General features: G+C 66.1%; 17 protein-coding genes. 6 read left to right on the top strand and 11 right to left on the bottom strand.

All coding sequences use genetic code 11. From position 1 onward, the window contains the following. Positions 1-54: 54 nt before the first annotated feature. Positions 55-1,542: a DHA2 family efflux MFS transporter permease subunit gene (locus ACTUWL_RS01395; RefSeq protein ID WP_035652934.1), complete on the top strand. Its 1,488-nt coding sequence runs from the start codon at positions 55-57 to the stop codon at positions 1,540-1,542. Between the two features lie 75 nt (positions 1,543-1,617). Here the strand turns inward: ACTUWL_RS01395 and ACTUWL_RS01400 are convergent, their stop codons facing one another. Both ACTUWL_RS01400 and ACTUWL_RS01405 read right to left on the bottom strand, forming a co-directional pair. Beyond that, positions 1,618-2,319, bottom strand: coding sequence for an RlmE family RNA methyltransferase (locus tag ACTUWL_RS01400; RefSeq protein ID WP_021081375.1), 702 nt, complete (start codon positions 2,317-2,319; stop codon positions 1,618-1,620). Between the two features lie 33 nt (positions 2,320-2,352). Continuing rightward, positions 2,353-3,396, bottom strand: a complete 1,044-nt coding sequence (locus ACTUWL_RS01405) for a Ppx/GppA phosphatase family protein (RefSeq protein ID WP_021081374.1) — start codon at positions 3,394-3,396, stop codon at positions 2,353-2,355. Between the two features lie 210 nt (positions 3,397-3,606). Here ACTUWL_RS01405 and ACTUWL_RS01410 point away from each other — a divergent pair, with 210 nt between their 5' ends. After that, on the top strand, positions 3,607-5,979 hold the full coding sequence (locus ACTUWL_RS01410; RefSeq protein WP_021081373.1) for a xanthine dehydrogenase family protein molybdopterin-binding subunit: 2,373 nt from the start codon (positions 3,607-3,609) through the stop codon (positions 5,977-5,979). 191 nt (positions 5,980-6,170) lie between these two features. Here the strand turns inward: ACTUWL_RS01410 and ACTUWL_RS01415 are convergent, their stop codons facing one another. Next, positions 6,171-6,779, bottom strand: a complete 609-nt coding sequence (locus ACTUWL_RS01415; RefSeq protein ID WP_021081372.1) for a 2-hydroxychromene-2-carboxylate isomerase — start codon at positions 6,777-6,779, stop codon at positions 6,171-6,173. Beyond that, the gene (locus tag ACTUWL_RS01420) at positions 6,780-7,583 is read right to left on the bottom strand and encodes a hypothetical protein (protein WP_021081371.1); all 804 of its coding nucleotides are present in this window, start codon (positions 7,581-7,583) and stop codon (positions 6,780-6,782) included. 134 nt (positions 7,584-7,717) lie between these two features. Here ACTUWL_RS01420 and ACTUWL_RS01425 point away from each other — a divergent pair, with 134 nt between their 5' ends. The 3 genes from ACTUWL_RS01425 (at position 7,718) to ACTUWL_RS01435 (ending at position 11,232) form a co-directional block, all read left to right on the top strand. After that, the gene (locus ACTUWL_RS01425; RefSeq protein ID WP_035652946.1) at positions 7,718-8,218 is read left to right on the top strand and encodes a YaiI/YqxD family protein; all 501 of its coding nucleotides are present in this window, start codon (positions 7,718-7,720) and stop codon (positions 8,216-8,218) included. Positions 8,219-8,222: 4 nt separating this feature from the next. Further along, a complete protein-coding gene (locus ACTUWL_RS01430; protein ID WP_021081369.1) occupies positions 8,223-10,040 on the top strand; it encodes an ABC-F family ATP-binding cassette domain-containing protein in 1,818 nt (605 codons plus the stop codon). Positions 10,041-10,152: 112 nt separating this feature from the next. Next, entirely contained in the window at positions 10,153-11,232 is a 1,080-nt protein-coding gene (locus ACTUWL_RS01435) for an alanine racemase (protein ID WP_035652943.1), read from the top strand. On the opposite strand, the gene ACTUWL_RS01440 is transcribed toward ACTUWL_RS01435, so the two are convergent. Continuing rightward, positions 11,229-12,131, bottom strand: coding sequence for a LysR family transcriptional regulator (locus ACTUWL_RS01440; protein ID WP_021081367.1), 903 nt, complete (start codon positions 12,129-12,131; stop codon positions 11,229-11,231). The two genes, ACTUWL_RS01435 and ACTUWL_RS01440, sit on opposite strands and share 4 nt — an antisense overlap. A gap of 93 nt (positions 12,132-12,224) precedes the next feature. Here ACTUWL_RS01440 and ACTUWL_RS01445 point away from each other — a divergent pair, with 93 nt between their 5' ends. Beyond that, positions 12,225-13,442, top strand: coding sequence for an MFS transporter (locus ACTUWL_RS01445; protein WP_021081366.1), 1,218 nt, complete (start codon positions 12,225-12,227; stop codon positions 13,440-13,442). A gap of 87 nt (positions 13,443-13,529) precedes the next feature. Here the strand turns inward: ACTUWL_RS01445 and ACTUWL_RS01450 are convergent, their stop codons facing one another. From ACTUWL_RS01450 to mmsB, 6 genes are all read right to left on the bottom strand, one after another. Next, the gene (locus tag ACTUWL_RS01450) at positions 13,530-14,714 is read right to left on the bottom strand and encodes a TIGR03862 family flavoprotein (protein WP_035652940.1); all 1,185 of its coding nucleotides are present in this window, start codon (positions 14,712-14,714) and stop codon (positions 13,530-13,532) included. A gap of 195 nt (positions 14,715-14,909) precedes the next feature. After that, the gene (locus tag ACTUWL_RS01455) at positions 14,910-15,827 is read right to left on the bottom strand and encodes an SDR family NAD(P)-dependent oxidoreductase (RefSeq protein ID WP_021081364.1); all 918 of its coding nucleotides are present in this window, start codon (positions 15,825-15,827) and stop codon (positions 14,910-14,912) included. Positions 15,828-16,093: 266 nt separating this feature from the next. After that, positions 16,094-16,240, bottom strand: a complete 147-nt coding sequence (locus ACTUWL_RS01460) for a hypothetical protein (protein WP_021081363.1) — start codon at positions 16,238-16,240, stop codon at positions 16,094-16,096. 244 nt (positions 16,241-16,484) lie between these two features. Then, the gene (locus ACTUWL_RS01465) at positions 16,485-16,964 is read right to left on the bottom strand and encodes a MaoC family dehydratase (protein ID WP_021081362.1); all 480 of its coding nucleotides are present in this window, start codon (positions 16,962-16,964) and stop codon (positions 16,485-16,487) included. A gap of 11 nt (positions 16,965-16,975) precedes the next feature. Continuing rightward, on the bottom strand, positions 16,976-18,700 hold the full coding sequence (locus ACTUWL_RS01470; protein ID WP_021081361.1) for an AMP-binding protein: 1,725 nt from the start codon (positions 18,698-18,700) through the stop codon (positions 16,976-16,978). 101 nt (positions 18,701-18,801) lie between these two features. Then, a complete protein-coding gene (gene mmsB, locus ACTUWL_RS01475; protein ID WP_021081360.1) occupies positions 18,802-19,689 on the bottom strand; it encodes a 3-hydroxyisobutyrate dehydrogenase in 888 nt (295 codons plus the stop codon). Positions 19,690-19,699 lie beyond the last annotated feature (10 nt).

The following is a 19,699-nucleotide window of genomic DNA, read 5'->3' on the forward strand; positions in this document are numbered from 1 at the left end:
GGCAGGATGATATGGCCCCCTCGCCCGCATTTTCAGCACAGCTGTCCTGTTTTGATGAACAAACAACGCCTGATCCCGCTCATCGTGGCCACTGCCCTGTTCATGGAAAACATGGACTCCACGGTGATTGCGACCTCGCTGCCGGCGATCGCCGCCGATATCGGCACCAGCCCCCTGACGCTCAAGCTCGCGATCACGTCCTATCTGCTGTCGCTCGCGGTGTTCATCCCGGCGAGCGGCTGGACCGCCGACCGCTTCGGCGCCCGAATCGTGTTCGCCGGCGCGGTCGCCGTGTTCATGCTGGGCTCGATCGGCTGCGCGCTGTCGTCCTCGGTGACCGATTTCGTGTTCGCCCGCATCCTGCAGGGCCTCGGCGGCGCGATGATGACGCCGGTTGGGCGATTGGTGCTGTTGCGCTCGGTCGACAAGAGCGCGCTGGTCAATGCGATGGCCTGGGTCACGGTCCCCGCGCTGATCGGGCCGGTGATCGGGCCGCCGCTCGGCGGCTTCATCACCACCTATTTCTCCTGGCACTGGATCTTCCTGATCAACATCCCGATCGGGCTGCTCGGCATCTTCCTGGCGCTGAAATATATCGACCCGATCAAGAGCGAAGACCCCGAGCGTTTCGACCTGATGGGACTGGTGCTGGCCGGCATCGGCCTTGCCGGCATCGCCTTCGGGCTGTCGGTCGCAGGCCTCAATCTCCTGCCCTGGCCGATCGTCGCCGCCTTGGTCGGGGTGGGCTCGATCTCGATGACGCTCTATGTCCTGCATGCGCGGCGCACCGGTTCGCCGGTGCTCGATTTCGGCCTGCTGCGGCTGCCGACGATGCGCGCCTCGATCGTCGGCGGCTTCATGTTCCGGCTCGGCATCGGCGCACTGCCGTTCCTGCTGCCGCTGTTGATGCAGGTCGGCTTCGGCCTGTCGCCGTTCCAGTCCGGCCTCGTGACGTTCGCCTCCGCGGTCGGCGCCATGGGCATGAAGACGCTGGCGGCCCGCATCATCAAGGCATTCGGCTTCCGCAACATGATGACGGTCAACGCCGTGGTCAGTTCGGCCTTCCTCGCCGCCTGCGCGCTGTTCACGATCTCGACGCCGCTGATGCTGATCTTCACCATCCTGGTGGTCGGCGGCTTCTTCCGCTCGCTGCAATTCACCGCGATCAACACGGTCGCTTATGCCGAGGTCGAGGCGCCGCAGATGAGCCGCGCCACCACCCTCGTCAGCGTCAACCAGCAGCTCGCAGTGTCAGCGGGCGTCGCGGTCGGCGCGTTCTCAGTTGAAACCACGCTGGCGCTGCATCACCAGACCGAACTCTCCGCCGACGTGTTCGCGCCGGCCTTCATCGTGGTGTCGTTGATCTCGGCGGCATCGGCCTGGTTCTTCTGGCAGATGCCGGCCGACGCCGGCAGCGAAATCTCCGGCCGCAAGCCGATCGACATCTCGAGCCGCAAGGGCGCCGAGAAGCGCGCCGCCGCCGACGCCGTCAAGACGGCGACCGAGAACACCCAGAACGCGAGGGATCAGCGGCTGGGGTAGTTTCAGTCCCGTCATTGCGAGCGGAGCGAAGCAAGCCATGCCCCCACGTCTGCGGAACGATGGATTGCCGCTCCGCTACGCTCCTCGCAATGACGGCTGCTGCTGTCCCCGAAACCCCGTCGCCAGCACGTAGCGCTCCGACGAATCCTGGCGGCTCGCCGCCGGCTTGACGTGACGCACGGCTGCAAAGTCGCGCTTCAGCTGCGCCACCAGCTCGGCATCGGCGCCGCTCTGGAACACTTTTGCCAGGAACGTGCCGCCGGGATTGAGCACCTCGCCGGCGAAATGCGCGGCGGTCTCGACCAGGCCGATGATGCGCAGCTGGTCGGTCTTGCGGTGGCCGGTGGTGTTGGCGGCCATATCGGACATCACGAAATCGGCGCGGCCGCCCATCATCGCGATCAGCTTTTCCGGCGCGTCGTGGTCGAGGAAGTCGAGCTGCGCGAACGTCACCCCGGGAATCTCGCCCATCTCCAGCAAGTCGATCGCGACCACCTTGCCCTTGCCGTCGGCGGCCCCGGTTCGCTTGGCCGCGATCTGGCTCCAGCCGCCGGGCGCGGCACCGAGGTCGACGACGGTCATGCCCGGCTTGAGCAGGCGGTATTTGTCGTCGATCTCGAGCAGCTTGAACGCCGCGCGCGAGCGGTAGCCCATCGCCTTGGCCTTGGCGACATAGGGATCGTTGAGCTGGCGCTCGAGCCAGAGTTTTGACGACAGCTTTCGCTTGCCGCCGCTCTTGACCGTGACGTGCAGCCGCCCGGTGGTGTCTTTCGCCATGATCTTTCTTGGATTGGTGTGATTGGGCGTGTTCTAGCACGCCCGCAGCGCGCCGTCCTCGCGCATCATCTCGACCAGCATGCCCTCGCGCAGGCCGCGATCGGCGACCCGGAGCCGCGGCATCGGGAACGCGTTGCGGATCGCGTCGAGGATGGCGCAGCCGGCGAGCACGAGGTCGGCCCGCTCGACACTGATGCAGCTGTTGTTGACGCGCGCCTCGTAGCTCATGCCGAGCAGCTTCTGGATCGTCGCAGTGACGTCGCAATCATTCATCCAGATGCCGTCGATGCGGCGGCGGTCGTAGCGCGACAGGTTGAGGAAAACGCCGGCGAGCGTCGTGACGGTGCCCGAGGTGCCGAGCATGTGCATGTCGCGCAGATCCCGGCCATGCTCGGCCGCGAACGGCGCGACATGCCGCGCGACCTCGTCGATCATCTGCGCATACAAATCCCTGGTGACATTCTTGCCGCCGAAATGCTCGGCCAGCGTCACGACGCCGAGCGGGATCGACATCCACGCCTTGATGCGCGGCGGCGCATCGGGCGCGGCGGGATCGCGCTCGATCCGCACCAGCTCGGTCGAGCCGCCGCCGATGTCGAACAGGATGGCGCCCCGGCCCTTCGGGTCGAGCAGCGGCGAGCAGCCGATCACGGCGAGCGTCGCCTCGGTTTCGCGATCGATCACCTCGAGCTCGATGCCGGTCTCGGCCGCGACGCGCGCGCGAAAGCTTTCGGCGTTGCCGGCGGCGCGGCAGGCCTCGGTGGCGATCAGCCGTAGCCGGCGCGCCTTGCGATAGCGGATCTTGTCGCTGCAAATGGCGAGCGCAGCAATGGCGCGCTCGATCGCAGCCTCGCTGATCGAGCCGGTCGCGGCGATGCCTTCGCCGAGCCGGATGATCCGCGAGAAGGAGTCGACCACGCGGAACCCGTCGCCAGTGGGACAGGCAATCAAGAGCCGGCAATTATTGGTGCCAAGGTCGAGCGCGGCGTAGACGCCACTTTCCGCGGCTGCCGCAACCAACCCTGACGGGGCTTCGCTGGCCGGAGGGCCGTCGCAAAGCCGCACATGGTCGTTCATCAAAACTGTCTTTCCGCAGCGCCCCAGGGGCGATCCCTGGGGCCCGCCGAATAATTGTCGTTCACGGAAACTTTAGCAGCGTCAGAGCCCTGCGCAAACTCCGTTCACATTGGGTCCATGCCCAATCGGGCGTTGTCGTTAAGGGGGGCGTGCGTTATCTCGTCTGCGCCCCCAAACTCCAGCAAATCCGGGCATTTCAGGTCATTTTCGATGCAAGATCATACGCCGCCCGCCTCTCTCGACAACGCTATCGCACTGCAAAAATATGGTGTCGGACAGCCCGTTCGACGAAAGGAGGACGACACCCTGGTGCGGGGCAAGGGCAGATACACCGACGATTTCTCCCTGCCCGGCCAGGCCATCTGCTGGATGGTCCGCTCCTCCCATGCCCACGGATTGATCAAGGGGATCGACACCGAAGCCGCCAAGGCGATGCCGGGCGTGCTCGGCGTCTGGACCGGCGCCGACCTTGCCGCCGCCGGCTACAAGCCCTTCACCTGCGGCCTGCCGCTGAAGAACCGCGACGGCTCCCCGCTGCTGCAGACCAACCGCCCGGCGCTCGCGACCGACAAGGTGCGCTTCGTCGGCGATCCCGTGGCCTTCGTGGTCGCGGAGACCGCGGCGCAGGCGCGCGATGCGGCCGAGGCGGTCGAGGTCGACATCGAGCCGCTGCCGGCGGTGACCGACGCCGCCGAGGCGTCGAAGCCCGGCGCGCCGCAACTCTACGACAACATCCCGAATAACGTCGCGCTCGACTATCACTATGGCGACACCGCCAAGATCGAGGCAGCGTTCGCTGCCGCCGCGCATGTGACAAAACTCGACATCGTCAACACCCGCGTCGCCGTGGTCTCGATGGAGCCGCGCGTCGCGCTGGCGCATTACGACAAAAAGACCGAGCGCTTCACGCTGCAAGTGCCGACCCAGGGCGTCTCCGGCAACAAGGCGATCATGGCGCGTCTGCTCAACGTGCCTGCCGATAAGGTCCGCATCCTCACCGGCAATGTCGGCGGCTCGTTCGGGATGAAGAACCTCAGCTATCCCGAATACACCTGCATCGCGCATGCGGCGCGCGAGCTCGGCCGTCCGGTGAAGTGGCTCGACGAACGCTCGACCAGCTTCCTCTCCGACAGCCAGGGCCGCGCACAGCTGATCCATGCCGAGCTCGCGCTCGATGCCGAGGGCAAGTTCCTTGCGGTGCGGCTGTCCGGCTACGGCAATCTCGGCGCCTACATCACAGGCGTCGCGCCCGGCCCGCTGTCGCTCAACACCGGCAAGAACCTCGCCAGCGTGTATCGCACGCCGCTGCTCGGCGTCGACATCAAGACGGTCTTGACCAACACCACGTTGATGGGCGCCTATCGCGGCGCCGGCCGGCCCGAGGCGAACTATTACATGGAGCGGCTGATCGATGCCGCTGCCGACGAGATGGGCATCAGCCGCGTCACCTTGCGCAAGCGCAACTTCATCAAGCCGTCGCAGCTGCCGTTCCCGGCGGCATCAGGCGTCACCTATGACAGCGGCGATTTCGCCGGCGTGTTCCAGAAGGCGCTGGAGATCTCCGACTACGAGAACTTCGCCAAGCGCAAGAAGGAAAGCAGGAAGAACGGCAAGCTGCGCGGCATCGCCGTCGGCTCCTATCTCGAAGTCACCGCGCCGCCGTCGGGCGAGCTCGGCAAGATCACCTTCGAGCCGGACGGCTCGGTGAAGCTCACCACCGGCACGCTTGATTACGGCCAAGGCCACGCCACGCCGTTCGCGCAGGTGCTGTCCGACCAGCTCGGCGTGCCCTTCGAGAACATCACGCTCGAACAGGGCGACAGCGATCTGGTTCGGTTCGGCAACGGCACCGGCGGTTCGCGCTCGATCACCGCAACCGGCCAGGCGATCGTCGAGGCCTCCGCGCTCGTCGTCGAGAAGGGCAAGAAGGCGGCCGCGCACATGCTGGAGGCCTCCGAGGCCGACATCGAGTTCGGCCAGGGCCGCTTCACCATCGCCGGCACCGATCGCTCGATCGGCATCATGGAGCTCGCCGAGCGGATGCGCGCCGGCAAGATGCCCGAGGGCGCGCCTGACACGCTCGACGTCGATCACGCCACCAAGGAGACCGCCTCGACCTTCCCGAACGGCTGCCACGTCGCCGAGGTCGAGATCGATCCCGACACCGGCGTGACGCGGATCGTGCGCTACTCCGCGGTCAATGATTTCGGCGTCGTGGTCAATCCGATGATCGTCGCCGGCCAGCTGCACGGCGGCGTCGCGCAGGGCATCGGCCAGGCGCTGATGGAGGAAGTCAGCTACGACGCCTCCGGCCAGCCGATCACCGGCTCGTTCATGGATTACGCGTTGCCGCGCGCCGGCGATGTGCCGCCCATGGAGGTCGGCGATCATCCCTCGCCGGCGAAATCCAACCCACTCGGCACCAAGGGCTGCGGCGAAGCCGGCTGTGCCGGCAGCCTCGTCTGCGTCGTCAACGCGGTGGTCGACGCGCTGTCGGAGTACGGCATCAAGCACATCAACATGCCGCTGACGCCGGAAAAAGTCTGGCGCGCGATCCAGGATGCCAAGGCGAACGCGGCGTAAGGCGGCGTTTCGCCTCACCCACCATTGTCATCACCCGCGAAAGCTAAAGCGGGTGATCCAGTATTCCAGAGACGTCAGCGATAGAACCGAGAAGCCGCGGCGTACTGGATACCCCGCATGCGCGGGGTATGACAATTGTACCTGTGGATGGGGTTCGCCCCTACCCTACCTCGTCGCCCGCTCGGGTCCGATCAAGCCAACGCCTTCAGTGCGCGTTCCAGGAACTCCAGCCGGTCCTGCCCCCAGAAAATCTCGCCGGACGGCAGCACGTAGCTCGGCGCGCCGAAGACGCCGGCTTTCAGCGCATCCTGCGTGTTCTGCTCGTAGAGCCGGTCAAGCTCGGCATCCGGCGGAGCGCCTGCGCGCAGGGCCGCGGCGTCCAGCCCGGCACGTTGCGCGGCGGCCGACATGACATCCGCGTCGGAGAGCGCCTCCTCGCGCTCCCAGATGGCGCGGCCGAATTCCAGCGAGAGGCGGTGGGCATCCTTGCCCTGCAGGGCGGCAGCAATCACAAGACGCGCCGCCGCAAGGTCGTCGCTCGGGAAATGCTTGGGCTCGATGTTGAGCGGAATGCCCCGCAACTCGCGCCAGCGCCTCAGCTCCACCAGGCGGTAGGCCTGCCGCTGCGGTGAGCGCTTTGGCAGCGGCAAGCCACCGGTCTGCTCGAAGATCGGACCGAACTTGCAGGGCTTGGCGTTGACGGTCGCGCTATGGCGCCGCGCGATCTCGGCAAACGGTGCGCTGCCCATGAATGTCCAGGGCGAGTTGAGCGACAGATAATAGTCGATGATGACCGACATCTACGCCGCCGCCTGTTCGCGCGGCTGGGTGATCGCGATGTGCCAGCAATGCGCGAGCGGGATGCCGCTGCCCAGCACCAGGGCATCGAGCTCGACGAAGCGGTGGCCCTTCTTGTCGTAATTGCCGATGACCTTGGCGCGCGCCGTCAGCTCGTCGCCGATCTTGCCCGCCGACAACAGCTGCATGCGGGTGCCGACATGGATCCAAGGTCCGAGGATCGCATTGTCGACCAAGACCTTGTTCATCACCCGTGGCAGCAGGCCGGGATGGCCGAGGCCTTCGCGCAGATAGATCGGGTCGGTCTCCCTGATGTCGGCGAGATACTCCTTCGCCGCATCGCCGGACCAGTCGCGCGGGATCACGCCGAGCCATTTGCCCTCTTCGTAGGACGACGCGCTGACCGGCCTGCGCTCGGCAACGGCTGCGACCTGCTTATAGTCGTCGAGCACAAATGACGGCGCCGATGCCGGCAGCGAAGCGGTGCCGGTCGCGCAAAGCTCGCCGCGGCTGAAGAGCTCGATCGTGAGCCCATTGCCGGTCTCCCGGCCGGTCAATTCGGCGATCTCGCCGTCATAGACCGGTTTGACGAAGCGCGCCTCGATCAGGCCGCGTTCGAGGAAATCGCGGCCCCATTTCTCGACCGGCAGATGCATCATGTAGGCCATCACATCGACGCCGGGCACCAGGCCACCGGAAAAGCCGAATTTCCGCGCCACCGCGTCGTCGTGGATCTTGTTCTCTGACAGTTTCGAGGTGTTGTAGGCCGAGACGCGGTAGGTCTGCACAGGCGTCGTCGAAGACATCGGGTTTCCCCTTATTTCGGTTGTTTTTCGGAGGCAATCGTAGTCGAACCGGGCAGCGTGACAAGCCTCTCGTTTTGCTCGCAATTTTCCGCATCATGGAGTACACGCAGGCCGTGCCTGCGAACCCGGAATCGATGACTGAAACCCCTGCCTTGACCCGCATCTATGTCGACGCCGACGCCTGTCCGGTGAAGGACGAAATCTATCGCGTCGCGATCCGGCTCGGCGTGCCGGTCAGCGTGGTCGCGGGCAATTTCATCCGCGTGCCGCAGGATCCCCTGATCGAGCGCATCGCCGCCGGTTCCGGCATGGACGCGGCCGACGACTGGATCGCCGAACGCGCGCATCAGGGCGACGTGGTCATCACCGCGGACATTCCGCTGGCGAGCCGCTGCGTGAAGGCCGGCGCCGATGTGATCGCGCCAAATGGAAAACCGTTTACGGAACAGTCGATCGGCATGACGCTCGCCGTGCGCAATCTGATGACCGATCTGCGCTCGTCCGGCGAGATCACCGGCGGGCCGAAATCCTACTCCCCGCGCGACCGCTCGACCTTCCTGTCGACGCTCGACCAGACCATCCGCCGCATCCAGCGCCGCCGCGCCGAGCAGGCGACGACGAACCAGCAGGGTTAGCGCGATGGCTCCGCCTCCTCTCATCCAGCTCAAGGACATCAGCCTGACCTTCGGCGGCACGCCGCTGCTGTCAGGCGTCGAGTTGTCGGTCTCCGCGGGCGAGCGCGTCTGCCTGATCGGCCGCAACGGCTCCGGCAAATCGACCTTGCTGCGAATCGCGGCCGGCCTCGTTGAGCCCGACGCCGGCAGCCGCTTCGTGCAGCCCGGCGCCACCATCCGCTATCTGCCGCAGGAGCCGGACTTCGGCGAGCACAAGACGACGCTGGCCTATGTCGAGGCCGGCCTTGGCCCCGGCGACGACCACTACCAGGCGCGCTACCTGCTCGAGCAACTCGGCCTGACCGGTGAGGAAGACCCGGCGCATGTCTCCGGCGGCGAGGCGCGCCGCGCGGCGCTGGCGCGGGTGCTGGCGCCCTCGCCCGACATCCTGCTGCTCGACGAGCCGACCAACCATCTCGACCTGCCGACCATCGAATGGCTCGAAGGCGAGCTGGAAAGCCGCCGCTGCGCGCTGGTGCTGATCAGCCATGACCGCCGCTTCCTGACCAACCTGTCGCGCACCACCGCCTGGCTCGACCGCGGTCGGATCAGGCAGATCGAGCGCGGCTTCGGCGCCTTCGAGGAATGGCGCGACGAGGTGCTGGCCGAGGAAGAGCGCGAGCAGCACAAGCTCGACCGCAAGATCGTCAACGAGGAGCACTGGCTGCGCTACGGCGTCTCCGGCCGCCGCAAGCGCAACGTCAAGCGTCTCGGCAATCTGCATGCGCTGCGCGACCAGCGCCGCAACTATCGCGGCGCCACCGGCAATGCCATCCTCGCCGCCGCCGAGGCCGATAAATCCGGCCGCCTGGTGATCGAGGCCAAGAGCATCGCGAAGGCCTTTGGCGAGCGCAAGATCGTCGATACCTTCTCGACCCGGATCCAGCGCGGCGACCGCGTCGGCATCGTAGGTCCCAACGGCGCCGGCAAGACCACGCTGGTGCATCTCTTGATCGGCAACGATCCGCCCGATTCCGGCTCGGTGCGGCTCGGGGCCAATATCGAGATGGCGACGCTCGACCAGCATCGCGAGAGCCTCGATCCGAAGCTGACACTGGCCGAAGCCCTGACCGGCGGCCGCGGCGATCACGTGATGGTCGGCGACAAGTCGAAGCACGTCATCGGCTACATGAAGGACTTCCTGTTCGCGCAGGAGCAGCGCGGCACGCCGCTCGAGGCGCTCTCCGGCGGCGAGCGCGGCCGCCTGATGCTGGCCCGCGCATTGGCAAAACCGTCGAACCTCCTGATCCTGGACGAGCCGACCAACGACCTCGATCTCGAAACCCTCGACGTGCTCGAGGACATGCTCGGCGATTACGAGGGCACGGTGATCCTGATCAGCCATGACCGCGACTTCCTCGACCGCGTCGTGACCTCGGTGATCGTGCCCGAAGGCCAGGGCCGCTGGATCGAATATGCCGGCGGCTACTCCGACATGCTGGCGCAGCGCGGCGCCGACGTGAAGCGCGAGGCGGTGAAGGCGGACGCCGCGACTGAAGAGAAGAAGGAAGCCAGGGCCGCAGCGCCCGAGGCGGCACCGAGACGCCGGCTGAGCTTCAACGAGAAGCACGCGCTGGAGACGCTGCCGAAGACGATCGACAAGTTGCACGCCGAGATCGCAAAGCAGCAGAAGCTGCTCGACGATCCCGATCTCTATGCGAAGGATCGCAAGAAATTCGACGCAGCTTCAGCGGCGATCGCCAAGGCGCAGGACGAGCTCGCCGCCGCCGAGGACCGCTGGCTCGAACTCGAAGTGCTGCGCGAAGAAATCGAACAGGCGTAAAGTGTAGGATGGGTAGAGCGCAGCGAAACCCATCCTGCTTCCGCGCGGATTAAAGACGATGGGTTTCGCTTCGCTCTACCCATCCTACGAGGCCGGAGAAAAAGGACAGACCATGACCACGCCCCTCGCCGCCAAGATCGCCAGGGAATACGGCACGCCCTGCGCCGTGATCGACATGGACCGGGTCGAGCGCAACATCGCGCGGATCCAGAAGGCCTGCGACGAGGCCGGCATCGCCAACCGGCCGCACATCAAGACGCACAAGAACCCGATGCTGGCGCAGTTGCAGATCAAGGCTGGCGCCAAGGGCATCACCTGCCAGAAGCTCGGCGAGGCCGAGATCATGGCCGATAGCGGCATCGACGACATCCTGATCAGCTACAATCTGCTCGGCGACGAGAAAATGGCGCGGCTCGGTGCGCTGCAAGGCAAGGCCAACGTCACCGTCGCCGCGGATAATTCCGTCGTGGTCGGCGATCTGCCGAAGGCAGCCGCCGCCTCCGGTCGCCCACTCTCGGTCGTGGTCGAATGCGACACCGGGCGCAAGCGCGCTGGCGTCGAGACCCCGGCCGAGGCGATCGCGCTGGCGCGCGAGATCGCGGCCTCCACGGGCCTGAGCTTCGCGGGCTTCATGCTGTACCCGACCGAGACCGGCTGGGCCGACGCGCAGAAATTCTACGACGAGGCGCTGGCCGGCGTGCGCGCCCACGGCCTCGATGCGGCCATCGTCTCGACCGGTGGCACGCCGAACCTCGTCAATCTCGGCAAACTGAAGGGTGGCACCGAGCACCGCTTCGGCACCTACATCTACAACGACCGCATGCAGGTCGCGGCCGGCGTCGCGACCTGGGACGATTGCGCGCTGCATATCTATTCCACCGTGGTCAGCCGCGCCGGCCCCGAGCGCGGTATCCTCGATGCCGGCTCCAAGACGCTGACCTCGGACACCGGTGGGCTCGAAGGCCACGGCCTGATCCTCGAACATCCCGAGGCCAAGATCGCGCGCTTCGCCGAGGAGCATGGCTTCCTCGACCTCTCCCGCAGCAACACCCGGCCGAATGTCGGCGACGTCGTGCGGGTCGTGCCCAATCATGTCTGCGTCGTCGTCAACATGATGGACGAGGTCGTGATGGTGCGCGGCGACGAAATCATCGGCGCGTTGCCGGTGACGGCAAGGGGCAAGCTGCGCTAGGCGCGGATCAGCGCCTGCAACTCCCGATCCAGCGCATCGCGAAACACCTCGATCGGCCGCGTCAGGCGGCCGGCGGGCGGGCGGTGCACGATCCAGGCGCGCACCGCGGCATCGAACCCTTCGATCCTGACCACCTTAAGCCGGCTACGGAGCGCGCTCCGCTTCAGCGCGACCGGCGTCACGACGCCGATGCCGAGCCCGCGCGCGACCAGCGACAGCCGCAGCTCACTATCGAGCGCCTCGACCGCGACGTTGAACGGCAGATGCGCGGCTTCGAACTGGCGCTTCAACGTTTGGCGGAAGCCGCAACCGTCCTGGTTCATCACCCATCCCATGCGCGACAGCCATTCGAGGTCGGCGGATTTCGGCAGCTTGATGTCGCGTGCGACGACGAAGATGACCGGCTGCGCGCCGAGATCGTCGGCGGCCAGGTCCGCCGGCGGCACGGCACCGTCCGGAATGCAGATCGCCGCCGCGTCCAGCTCGTTGCGTGAGACCGCGTCGACCTGGTGCGGCGAGAGGCCCGCAACGACGCGCACTGCGAGGGCGGGAAACTCCGCGCGCACCGCATCGAGCGGACCCGCCAACCCCGCCTCCGACAAATACGGCGTCAGGCCGAGCCTGAACTCGCCGCGCACCACGCCGTCACTGGCGACGCCCGATTTGAGGTCGTCGAGCATGCGCAGCAGACGGCGACCCTGTTCATAGGCCTCGATGCCCGCAGCCGTCGGCTTCAGCGGCTTCGACAGCCGGTCGAGCAGCTGCGCGCCCAGCATCTCCTCCAGATTCTGGATCCGCCGTGTCACGCCGGGTTGGGTCAGGTTCAGCCGCGCGGACGCCGCGACGATCGATCCGGTCTCCACCACGGCGACGAACGCCACGAGGTCATGGGTGTTCATAACAATCTCGCATATTCTTCATTATCTTATTTGAATTGTAGCATATTATCCCGATCCCCTAAAGGGGGCCTCGCCACTTCCCCGCGAGGTCCCATGACCATTTCCGAAGCCACCAAACTCTCCACGGCGCGCGCCACCTCGGTGCGTCCCCTGATCTGGATCGGCGCCATCACCACCGGCACCGTCGTCACCAATTTGTTTGCCCCGCAGATCCTGGTCGGCCTGATCGGCCGCTCGCTCGGCATGACCGAGCTGCAGGCGGGCCTGATCTCGACGTTGACCCTGCTCGGCTACGCGCTCGGGCTGTTGCTGCTGGTGCCGCTGGTCGACCTGGTCGAGAACAGACGGCTGATCCTGCGCACGCTGGCCTGCGCCATCGTCGCCGCGATCGGCACCGCGATGGCCCCGACGCCGGTGATCCTGCTCGCTGCCACCTTCATCCTCGGTGCGTCCTGCGCAGCGATCCAGATGGTGGTGCCGCTGGTGGCGTCGATGGTGCCGCCGGAGCGCCGCGGACAAGCGATCGGCGACGTGATGAGCGGCTTGATGATCGGCATCCTGCTGTCACGGCCGGCGGCGAGCCTGATCGCGGACAGTTGGAACTGGCGCGGCTATTATGTCACCTCGGCCGTGCTGATGACGGTGCTCGCCGGCGCGTTGGCGCGCTATCTGCCGACCTTGCAGCCGGCGGCAAAAGTCAGCTACGGAGCGCTCCTGCGCTCATTTCCCAAATTGCTGCGCGACGAGCCGGTGCTGCGCGTCCGATCATGGACCGCGGCGCTGGTGATGGCATCCTTCACCGCGTTCTGGGCCGCGGTGGCGCTGCGCCTGCCGGATGCGCCGTTCAAGCTCGATGCCAGGGGAATAGCGCTGTTCGCGCTGATCGGCGTCGCGGGGGCGGCAGCGACCCCGATCGCCGGGCGCTGGGGGGACAGGGGCTTCGCGCGGCCGCTGCTGATTGTCTCGCACCTTCTCATCGCCGGTGCACTCGCGCTCTGCGCCTGGGCCGGCATGATCGAGTCGCGGGTCGCTGCCCTCTCCCTGCTTGGTGTCGGCGCCGTGCTGCTCGATTTCGGCATCACCACCGATCAGACGCTCGGCCGCCGCGCCGTCAATCTGCTGCAGCCCGAGGCGCGCGGCCGGATCAACGGCCTGTTCGTGGCGCTGTTCTTCATCGGCGGTGCGGTCGGCGCGGCAACGGCATCTGCGGCATGGAGTTTTGGTGGATGGACGGCGGTCTGCGCGGTCGCGGCAACGTTCGGTATGCTCGGGTTCATCACCGACATCGCGACGAAGACAGGTTCGGAGTGAGCAGGCGCGGGATGGGTAGAGCGCAGCGAAACCCATCATCCCTCCATTCGGAGAGAAGTTGATGGGTTTCGCTTCGCTCTACCCATCCTACGATTTCGTCGTGTTCAACCAATTCAACGCGCCCTTCCCTGCCGCCATCCCCGTCGCGAACGACGCCTGCAACAGATAACCGCCGGTCGGTGCCTCCCAGTCGAGCATCTCGCCGGCGGCAAAAACGCCGGGCAGCTGGCGCAGCATGAAATGCGCGTCGAGCTCGTCGAACCTGATACCGCCGGCGCTCGAGATCGCGCGCGCGATCGGCGCGACGCCCGTGAGCTGAACCGGAACCGCGTTGATCAGCCGCGCGAGCTCTGCCGGCGAGAACGATGGCAATGGCCGGCCGGATGCAATCGCCGCCTCCTGCATCAGCCCGATGCCGACAGGAGAGAGTTGCGCCGCCTTGCGCAGGAAATTCGCGAGCGACTGCTTGCCGCGGGTCCCGGACAGGCGGGTGGTCAGCGCCGCGGCGTCGAGGTCCGGTCGCAGCGCGATCGTCAGCGTTGCCTGCCCGATACCCAGCACCGCCTCGCGCAAGTCCGCCGACAGCGCGTAGATAGCGCCGCCTTCGATGCCCGTGCGGGTGACGACTGCCTCGCCGCGCGCGGTGTGCGAACCGATCGTGAGGGCGACGCCCTTGAGCGGCTGCCCCTCAAACCGGTCGCGGAAGATATTCGACCACGCGACGGTGAAGCCGGAATTGGCCGGTCGCATCGGGGCAAGGGCAATCCCCTTCGCCGCAAGGATATCAGCCCAGGCGCCATCCGAACCGAGCCGCGGCCAGCTGGCGCCGCCGAGCGCCAGCACGGTCGCGTCAGCCCTAACCGCGCGCTCTCCGTCGGGGGTCTCGAACAGCAGCGCGCCCTGCGCATCCCATCCGATCCAGCGATGCCGGAATGCGAATCCGACGCCCGCGGCATCGAGCCGCCGCAGCCAGGCGCGCAGCAAGGGCGAAGCCTTGAATGCTTGCGGGAAGACGCGGCCGCTGGTGCCGACGAACGTCGGCTGCCCCAGAACATCGCTCCACGCGCGCAAGCTATCAGGTGGAAACGCCTCGACCGCGGCCTTCAGGTGCGGCATCGCCTCGCGATAGCGCGCAAGGAAATCCGGCAGCGGCTCGGAGTGGGTGAGATTGAGCCCGCCTCGCCCGGCCATCAGGAACTTGCGCCCCGCCGACGGCATCGCGTCGTAGACGGTGACCTCTGCACCGCCAGCCGCAAGCACCTCCGCCGCCATCAGGCCGGCGGGGCCGGCTCCGATGATGGCGACGTGTTGGGCGGAGGATGATGACATGGCGAGAGTTTAGACCCGGCTCGGCGCCACAACAAAAGAGGTCATTCCGGGATGGTGCGAAGCACCAGACCCGGAATCCATAACCACGATCGTGAGTACGGATTCCGGGCTCTCGCTTCGCGAGCCCCGGAATGACGGTTAGAGCTTGATCCCGGCCCGCGCGGCGGCCTGGGCGACGTATTTCTGCGTCTGCTCGAACGCGCCCTGCAGCGCCTTCGCGGTCGACATGTCGCTGATGTCCTTGAAGTGCGCGGCGACACCGTCCGGCGTCCATTCGGACTGCGGCAGGTTGACGCCTTCGGTCTCCAGCACGCGGATCACCGCGAACGAGCCGGCGCCGGCGCCTATAATGGTGCGGGTCGGCGCATCTTCGCTAAGCAGGAACTCCACCGCCGGCGTGATCGCCTCCGGCTTCATCAGCTGAAGCGCCTGCGGCGGCAGCAGTTCCTCGGTCATGCGGGTCGCCGCGGTCGGCGAGATGGTGTTGACCTTGATGTTGTTCTTGCGGCCCTCTTCGGCGAGCACGTTCATCAGGCCGACCATGCCGGCCTTCGCTGCGCCGTAATTGGCCTGGCCGAAATTGCCGAACAGGCCCGACGACGAGGTCGTCAGCACGATGCGGCCGTAATTGCGCTCGCGCATGCCGGCCCACACCGCCTTGCAGCAGTAGAAGGTGCCGGTGAGATGCACGCCGAGCACCTTGTCCCAGTCGGCGACCTCGAGCTTGGTGAACGACTTGTCGCGCAGGATGCCGGCATTGGCGCAGAGCAGATCGACGCTGCCCCACTCCTTGGTGGCGCGCTCGACCATCGCGGTGACCTGCTCGAAGTTCGAGACGTCGGCGCCGTCGGCCATCGCGGTGCCGCCCGCTTTCCGGATCTCCTCGACCACGGTCTCGGCCGGCGACAGTGAGCCGCCGGTGCCGTCGCGCGCGCCGCCGAAATCGTTGACCACGACCTTGGCGCCGCGGCTGGCGAGCCCCAGCGCATGCGCCCGCCCAAGACCATTGCCCGCGCCGGTGACGATAGCGACGCGTCCGTCAAACCTGATTGCCATGCTTGTCATTCCTGCTCTGACTTCCTTCTCCCCTTGTGGGAGAAGGTGGCGCGCGTAGCGCGCCGGATGAGGGGTTCTCTCCACGGATGAGCGCGCGGAGAGAGACCCTCACCCGGCTTCATCTCGCTCCGCTCGATTTCGCCACTCTCTCCCACAAGGGGAGAGGGTGTGCGCCCGAACGGCATGAAAAGGTTAGAGACTTTTGAGCAGCGATGGATGGCCGGGTCAAGCCCGGCCGGGGGTAGCAGAGCCGACCACTTGACGCGCTAGACGTCGGGGGTCATCGACCCGCAGGGCTTCAGGCTCTTGAGCAGATGCCCGCTCCAGCACTCGTGATGTTCCTGCGCGTAGCTGATCGAGCCGATCACAAGCAACGCGACGACGACAAGTCCGGCGACGATGTTCTGCACCATGGCTGCCACTCCCGGGACCGCACCGCCCAAACGGGAGCATGATGGACACCGGGAATCAAAGCCGTCAATGCGCTACTTCTAGCCAGGCGGGCTCGCTCCACCTCTCCCGCTTGCGGGAAAGGTGGAGCTACTCAACCTTTTGCTGGAGCCCTTTCCGTTCCGATTAAGTCGGAACGGGGCTCCCGCTTCTTGTTGGGACGCGTTTTCTTCGCGCGAACCGGTATCCACTTCGCTGGAAAACGCTCTAGCTGAAATAGATCAGGCCGAGCCAGTCCGCGACCAGCGCGGGCTTCTCCTCGCCCTCGATCTCGACCGTAACGTTAGTGCGCGACAGCAGTTCCTTCGGCTTGCGCAGCGTGGCTTCGGCGAGCAGGAAGCGGCCGCGAACACGCTTGCCCGAGCGGACCGGCGAGATGAAGCGCAGCTTGTCGAAACCGTAATTGACGCCCATCGCGGTGCCTTCGAGCACCGGCATCACCTCGTAGGACATGATTGACAGCAGCGACATCGTAAGGAAGCCGTGCGCAATCGTGGTGCCGAAGGCGGTCTCCGTCTTGGCGCGTTCGGGATCGACATGGATGAACTGGTGATCCTCGATCACGTCGGCGTAGGTATTGATGCGCCCCTGATCGAGCAGGTGCCACGAAGAGACACCGATCTCCTTGCCGACCATGCCCTGGTAGGTTTCCAGCGACACCGGCGGCTTCTTCCAGACTTCATTCATTGGCTGACCTCCTAACCGGAGGTCCGCACTTTCTGCAGCTCCGGAAATTCTTCCTCGCGGAACTCGGCTCCGCGCAACGCATCGTCTCTCGCATCGTCATGTTCGAGCCGGCGCAACTGCACCCGGCGGATTTTTCCCGAAATCGTCTTGGGCAGTTCGGTGACCAGCTCGATCTTGCGGATGCGTTTAAACGGTGCGAGCCGCGTGTGCAAATGTTTGAAGATCGACAGCGCCGTCTCCGGGCTGCGCTCGACACCGGAGACCAGCAGCACATAGGCCTTGGGGACCGCGAGCCGGATCGGGTCCGGGCTCGGCACCACGGCAGCTTCCGCCACCGCATCGTGCTCCAGCAGCACGCTCTCGAGCTCGAACGGCGAGATGCGGTAATCGGATGACTTGAACACGTCGTCGGTGCGGCCGACGAAGGTGAGATAGCCCTCGTCATCGGTGAACACGACGTCGCCGCTGCGATAGATCTCGCCGTCCGTACCAATCAGCTTGCCGTCGTCGCCCTGATAGCCCTGCATCAGACCGGCCGGCCGCTCAGTGCCGAGCAGCAAGGTCACCTCGCCTTCCTTGGCTGCGTGGCCGTCACTGTCGGTGACCTGCACGCGATAGCCGGGCAGCGGCCGGCCCATCGAGCCGATCTTGACCTTCTGCCCCGGCGAGTTGCCGGCCAGCGCCGTGGTCTCGGTCTGGCCGTAACCGTCGCGGATGGTCAGGCCCCAGGCCGATTTGACCTGGTCGATGATCTCGGGATTGAGCGGCTCGCCGGCGCCGCAGACCTCGCGCAGCGAAACCTTGAAGCTCGCAAGGTCTTCCTGGATGAACATCCGCCACACCGTCGGCGGCGCGCACAGCGTGGTGACCCCGCAGCGGCCGATGATCGAGAGCAACCCTTTCGCCTCGAAGCGCGGCTGATTGGCGATGAAGATCGTGGCGCCGGCATTCCACGGCGCGAAGAAGCAGCTCCAGGCGTGCTTGGCCCAGCCGGGCGACGAAATGTTGAGATGGACGTCGCCAGGCTGCAGCCCGATCCAATACATGGTCGAGAGATGGCCGACCGGATAGCTGCGCTGGCTGTGCCGCACCAGCTTTGGTTTTGCCGTGGTACCCGAGGTGAAATAGAGCAGCATCGGGTCGTCGGCCCTGGTCGGGCCGTCGGGTGTGAAGGCATCCGACTGCTTCGCCGCATCCTCGAACGGCAACCAACCCTCGTGGGTCTGCGTCGCGCCGACCACGATGCGCGAGAGATTGCCGGCGCCGAGCCCTGCGAACTTCGCGACCTGATCCTGGGTGGCAACCACCGCCTTGGCTTTGCCGCGATCCAGCCGGTCGCGCAACTCATCCGCAGTCAAAAGCGTGGTCGCGGGAATCACGACGACGCCGAGCTTCATTGCCGCCAGCATGGTCTCCCACAGCGGGACGACATTGCCGAGCAGCAGCAACAGATGATCGCCGCGCTTCAGCCCCTGCGCACGCAGGAAATTTGCAACCTGATTGGAACGGCGCGACAGCTCGGCGAAGGACCGTTTCGTCTCGTTGCCGCTGGCGGCATCGACGATCCACAGCGCCGGCCGGTCGCGGCTGTCGGCATTGTGCGCGAGCTCCGCGTCGAACCAGTCCAGCGCCCAGTTGAACGGCACTGGATCCGGCCAGCGGAATCCCTTCACCGCCGCGTCGTAGTCGGTGCGATGCTTGAGCAGAAAGGCACGTGCGTCCTGAAATGTGGTCATCCGGCTTCTCCACATCCGCTGTCGTCATCCCGCGCAACGCTTCGCGTTGTCGCTGGAGGAGCCGCGCTATGCGCGGCGTCTCGAAGGATGACGCAATATAATTACTTTCCAGCGAGGCTGCGAACGTGCTGGATAATTCCGGAAAAGTCGACCCCGCCGTGGCCCGAGGCGTCGAAGGTCTTGTAGAGCTCCTGCGCGTGCTTGCCGAGCGGCGTCACCGCGCCGGCGGCATTGGCGGCGTCCTGCGCCAGCGTCAGATCCTTCACCATCAAATTGGAGGCGAAGCCCGGCTTGTAGTCGTTGTTCGCCGGCGAGGTCGGCACCGGGCCGGGAACCGGGCAATAGGTGGTCAGCGACCAGCACTGCCCCGACGAGGTCGAGGCGACGTCGAACAGCGCCTGGTGCGAGAGGCCGAGCTTTTCGGCCAGCACAAAGGCCTCGCCGACCGCGATCATGGAAATGCCGAGGATCATGTTGTTGCAGATCTTGGCCGCCTGTCCTGCGCCGCCGGCGCCGCAATGCACGATCTTCTTGCCCATGTTGGCCAGCATCGGCTGGGCCGCCGCGAACGCCTTCGCCTCGCCGCCGCACATGAAGGTCAGCGTCGCGCCCTTGGCGCCGCCGGTGCCGCCGGAGACCGGCGCATCGACCGAAGCCATGCCGTGCTTGGCCGCGAGCGCGTGCGCCTGCTTGGCGCTTTCGACGTCGATGGTCGAGCAGTCGATGATCAGCGCGCCCTTGCTCATGGCGGGAAGCACTTCGTTCCAGACGCCGAGCACATGCTTGCCGGCAGGCAGCATGGTGATCACGACGTCGGCGCCCTTCACCGCGCCAACGCCGCTCTCGGCGATCGCGGCGCCATCGCTCTTGGCCTGATCGCGGGACGCTGCGACCAGATCGAACGCGGTCACCTTGTGGCCGGCCTTGACCAGATTGGCCGCCATCGGCCCGCCCATATTGCCGAGCCCGATGAATGCGACGTTTGCCATGGGAAGTCCT

The sequence above is a fragment of the Bradyrhizobium sp. WCU1 genome (assembly GCF_053474805.1).

What these genes read in the sequence shown, in the direction of transcription:
- ACTUWL_RS01435 (WP_035652943.1), top strand. Translation starts at nt 10,153, where the DNA reads ATGACCACGCCCCTCGCCGCCAAGATCGCCAGGGAATACGGCACGCCC.
- ACTUWL_RS01455 (WP_021081364.1), bottom strand. Translation starts at nt 15,827, where the DNA reads ATGGCAATCAGGTTTGACGGACGCGTCGCTATCGTCACCGGCGCGGGC.
- ACTUWL_RS01440 (WP_021081367.1), bottom strand. Translation starts at nt 12,131, where the DNA reads ATGAACACCCATGACCTCGTGGCGTTCGTCGCCGTGGTGGAGACCGGA.
- ACTUWL_RS01445 (WP_021081366.1), top strand. Translation starts at nt 12,225, where the DNA reads ATGACCATTTCCGAAGCCACCAAACTCTCCACGGCGCGCGCCACCTCG.
- ACTUWL_RS01400 (WP_021081375.1), bottom strand. Translation starts at nt 2,319, where the DNA reads ATGGCGAAAGACACCACCGGGCGGCTGCACGTCACGGTCAAGAGCGGC.
- ACTUWL_RS01415 (WP_021081372.1), bottom strand. Translation starts at nt 6,779, where the DNA reads ATGTCGGTCATCATCGACTATTATCTGTCGCTCAACTCGCCCTGGACA.
- ACTUWL_RS01430 (WP_021081369.1), top strand. Translation starts at nt 8,223, where the DNA reads ATGGCTCCGCCTCCTCTCATCCAGCTCAAGGACATCAGCCTGACCTTC.
- ACTUWL_RS01450 (WP_035652940.1), bottom strand. Translation starts at nt 14,714, where the DNA reads ATGGCGGCGGAGGTGCTTGCGGCTGGCGGTGCAGAGGTCACCGTCTAC.
- ACTUWL_RS01410 (WP_021081373.1), top strand. Translation starts at nt 3,607, where the DNA reads ATGCAAGATCATACGCCGCCCGCCTCTCTCGACAACGCTATCGCACTG.
- ACTUWL_RS01465 (WP_021081362.1), bottom strand. Translation starts at nt 16,964, where the DNA reads ATGAATGAAGTCTGGAAGAAGCCGCCGGTGTCGCTGGAAACCTACCAG.
- mmsB (WP_021081360.1), bottom strand. Translation starts at nt 19,689, where the DNA reads ATGGCAAACGTCGCATTCATCGGGCTCGGCAATATGGGCGGGCCGATG.
- ACTUWL_RS01470 (WP_021081361.1), bottom strand. Translation starts at nt 18,700, where the DNA reads ATGACCACATTTCAGGACGCACGTGCCTTTCTGCTCAAGCATCGCACC.
- ACTUWL_RS01420 (WP_021081371.1), bottom strand. Translation starts at nt 7,583, where the DNA reads ATGTCTTCGACGACGCCTGTGCAGACCTACCGCGTCTCGGCCTACAAC.
- ACTUWL_RS01460 (WP_021081363.1), bottom strand. Translation starts at nt 16,240, where the DNA reads ATGGTGCAGAACATCGTCGCCGGACTTGTCGTCGTCGCGTTGCTTGTG.
- ACTUWL_RS01395 (WP_035652934.1), top strand. Translation starts at nt 55, where the DNA reads ATGAACAAACAACGCCTGATCCCGCTCATCGTGGCCACTGCCCTGTTC.
- ACTUWL_RS01425 (WP_035652946.1), top strand. Translation starts at nt 7,718, where the DNA reads ATGACTGAAACCCCTGCCTTGACCCGCATCTATGTCGACGCCGACGCC.
- ACTUWL_RS01405 (WP_021081374.1), bottom strand. Translation starts at nt 3,396, where the DNA reads ATGAACGACCATGTGCGGCTTTGCGACGGCCCTCCGGCCAGCGAAGCC.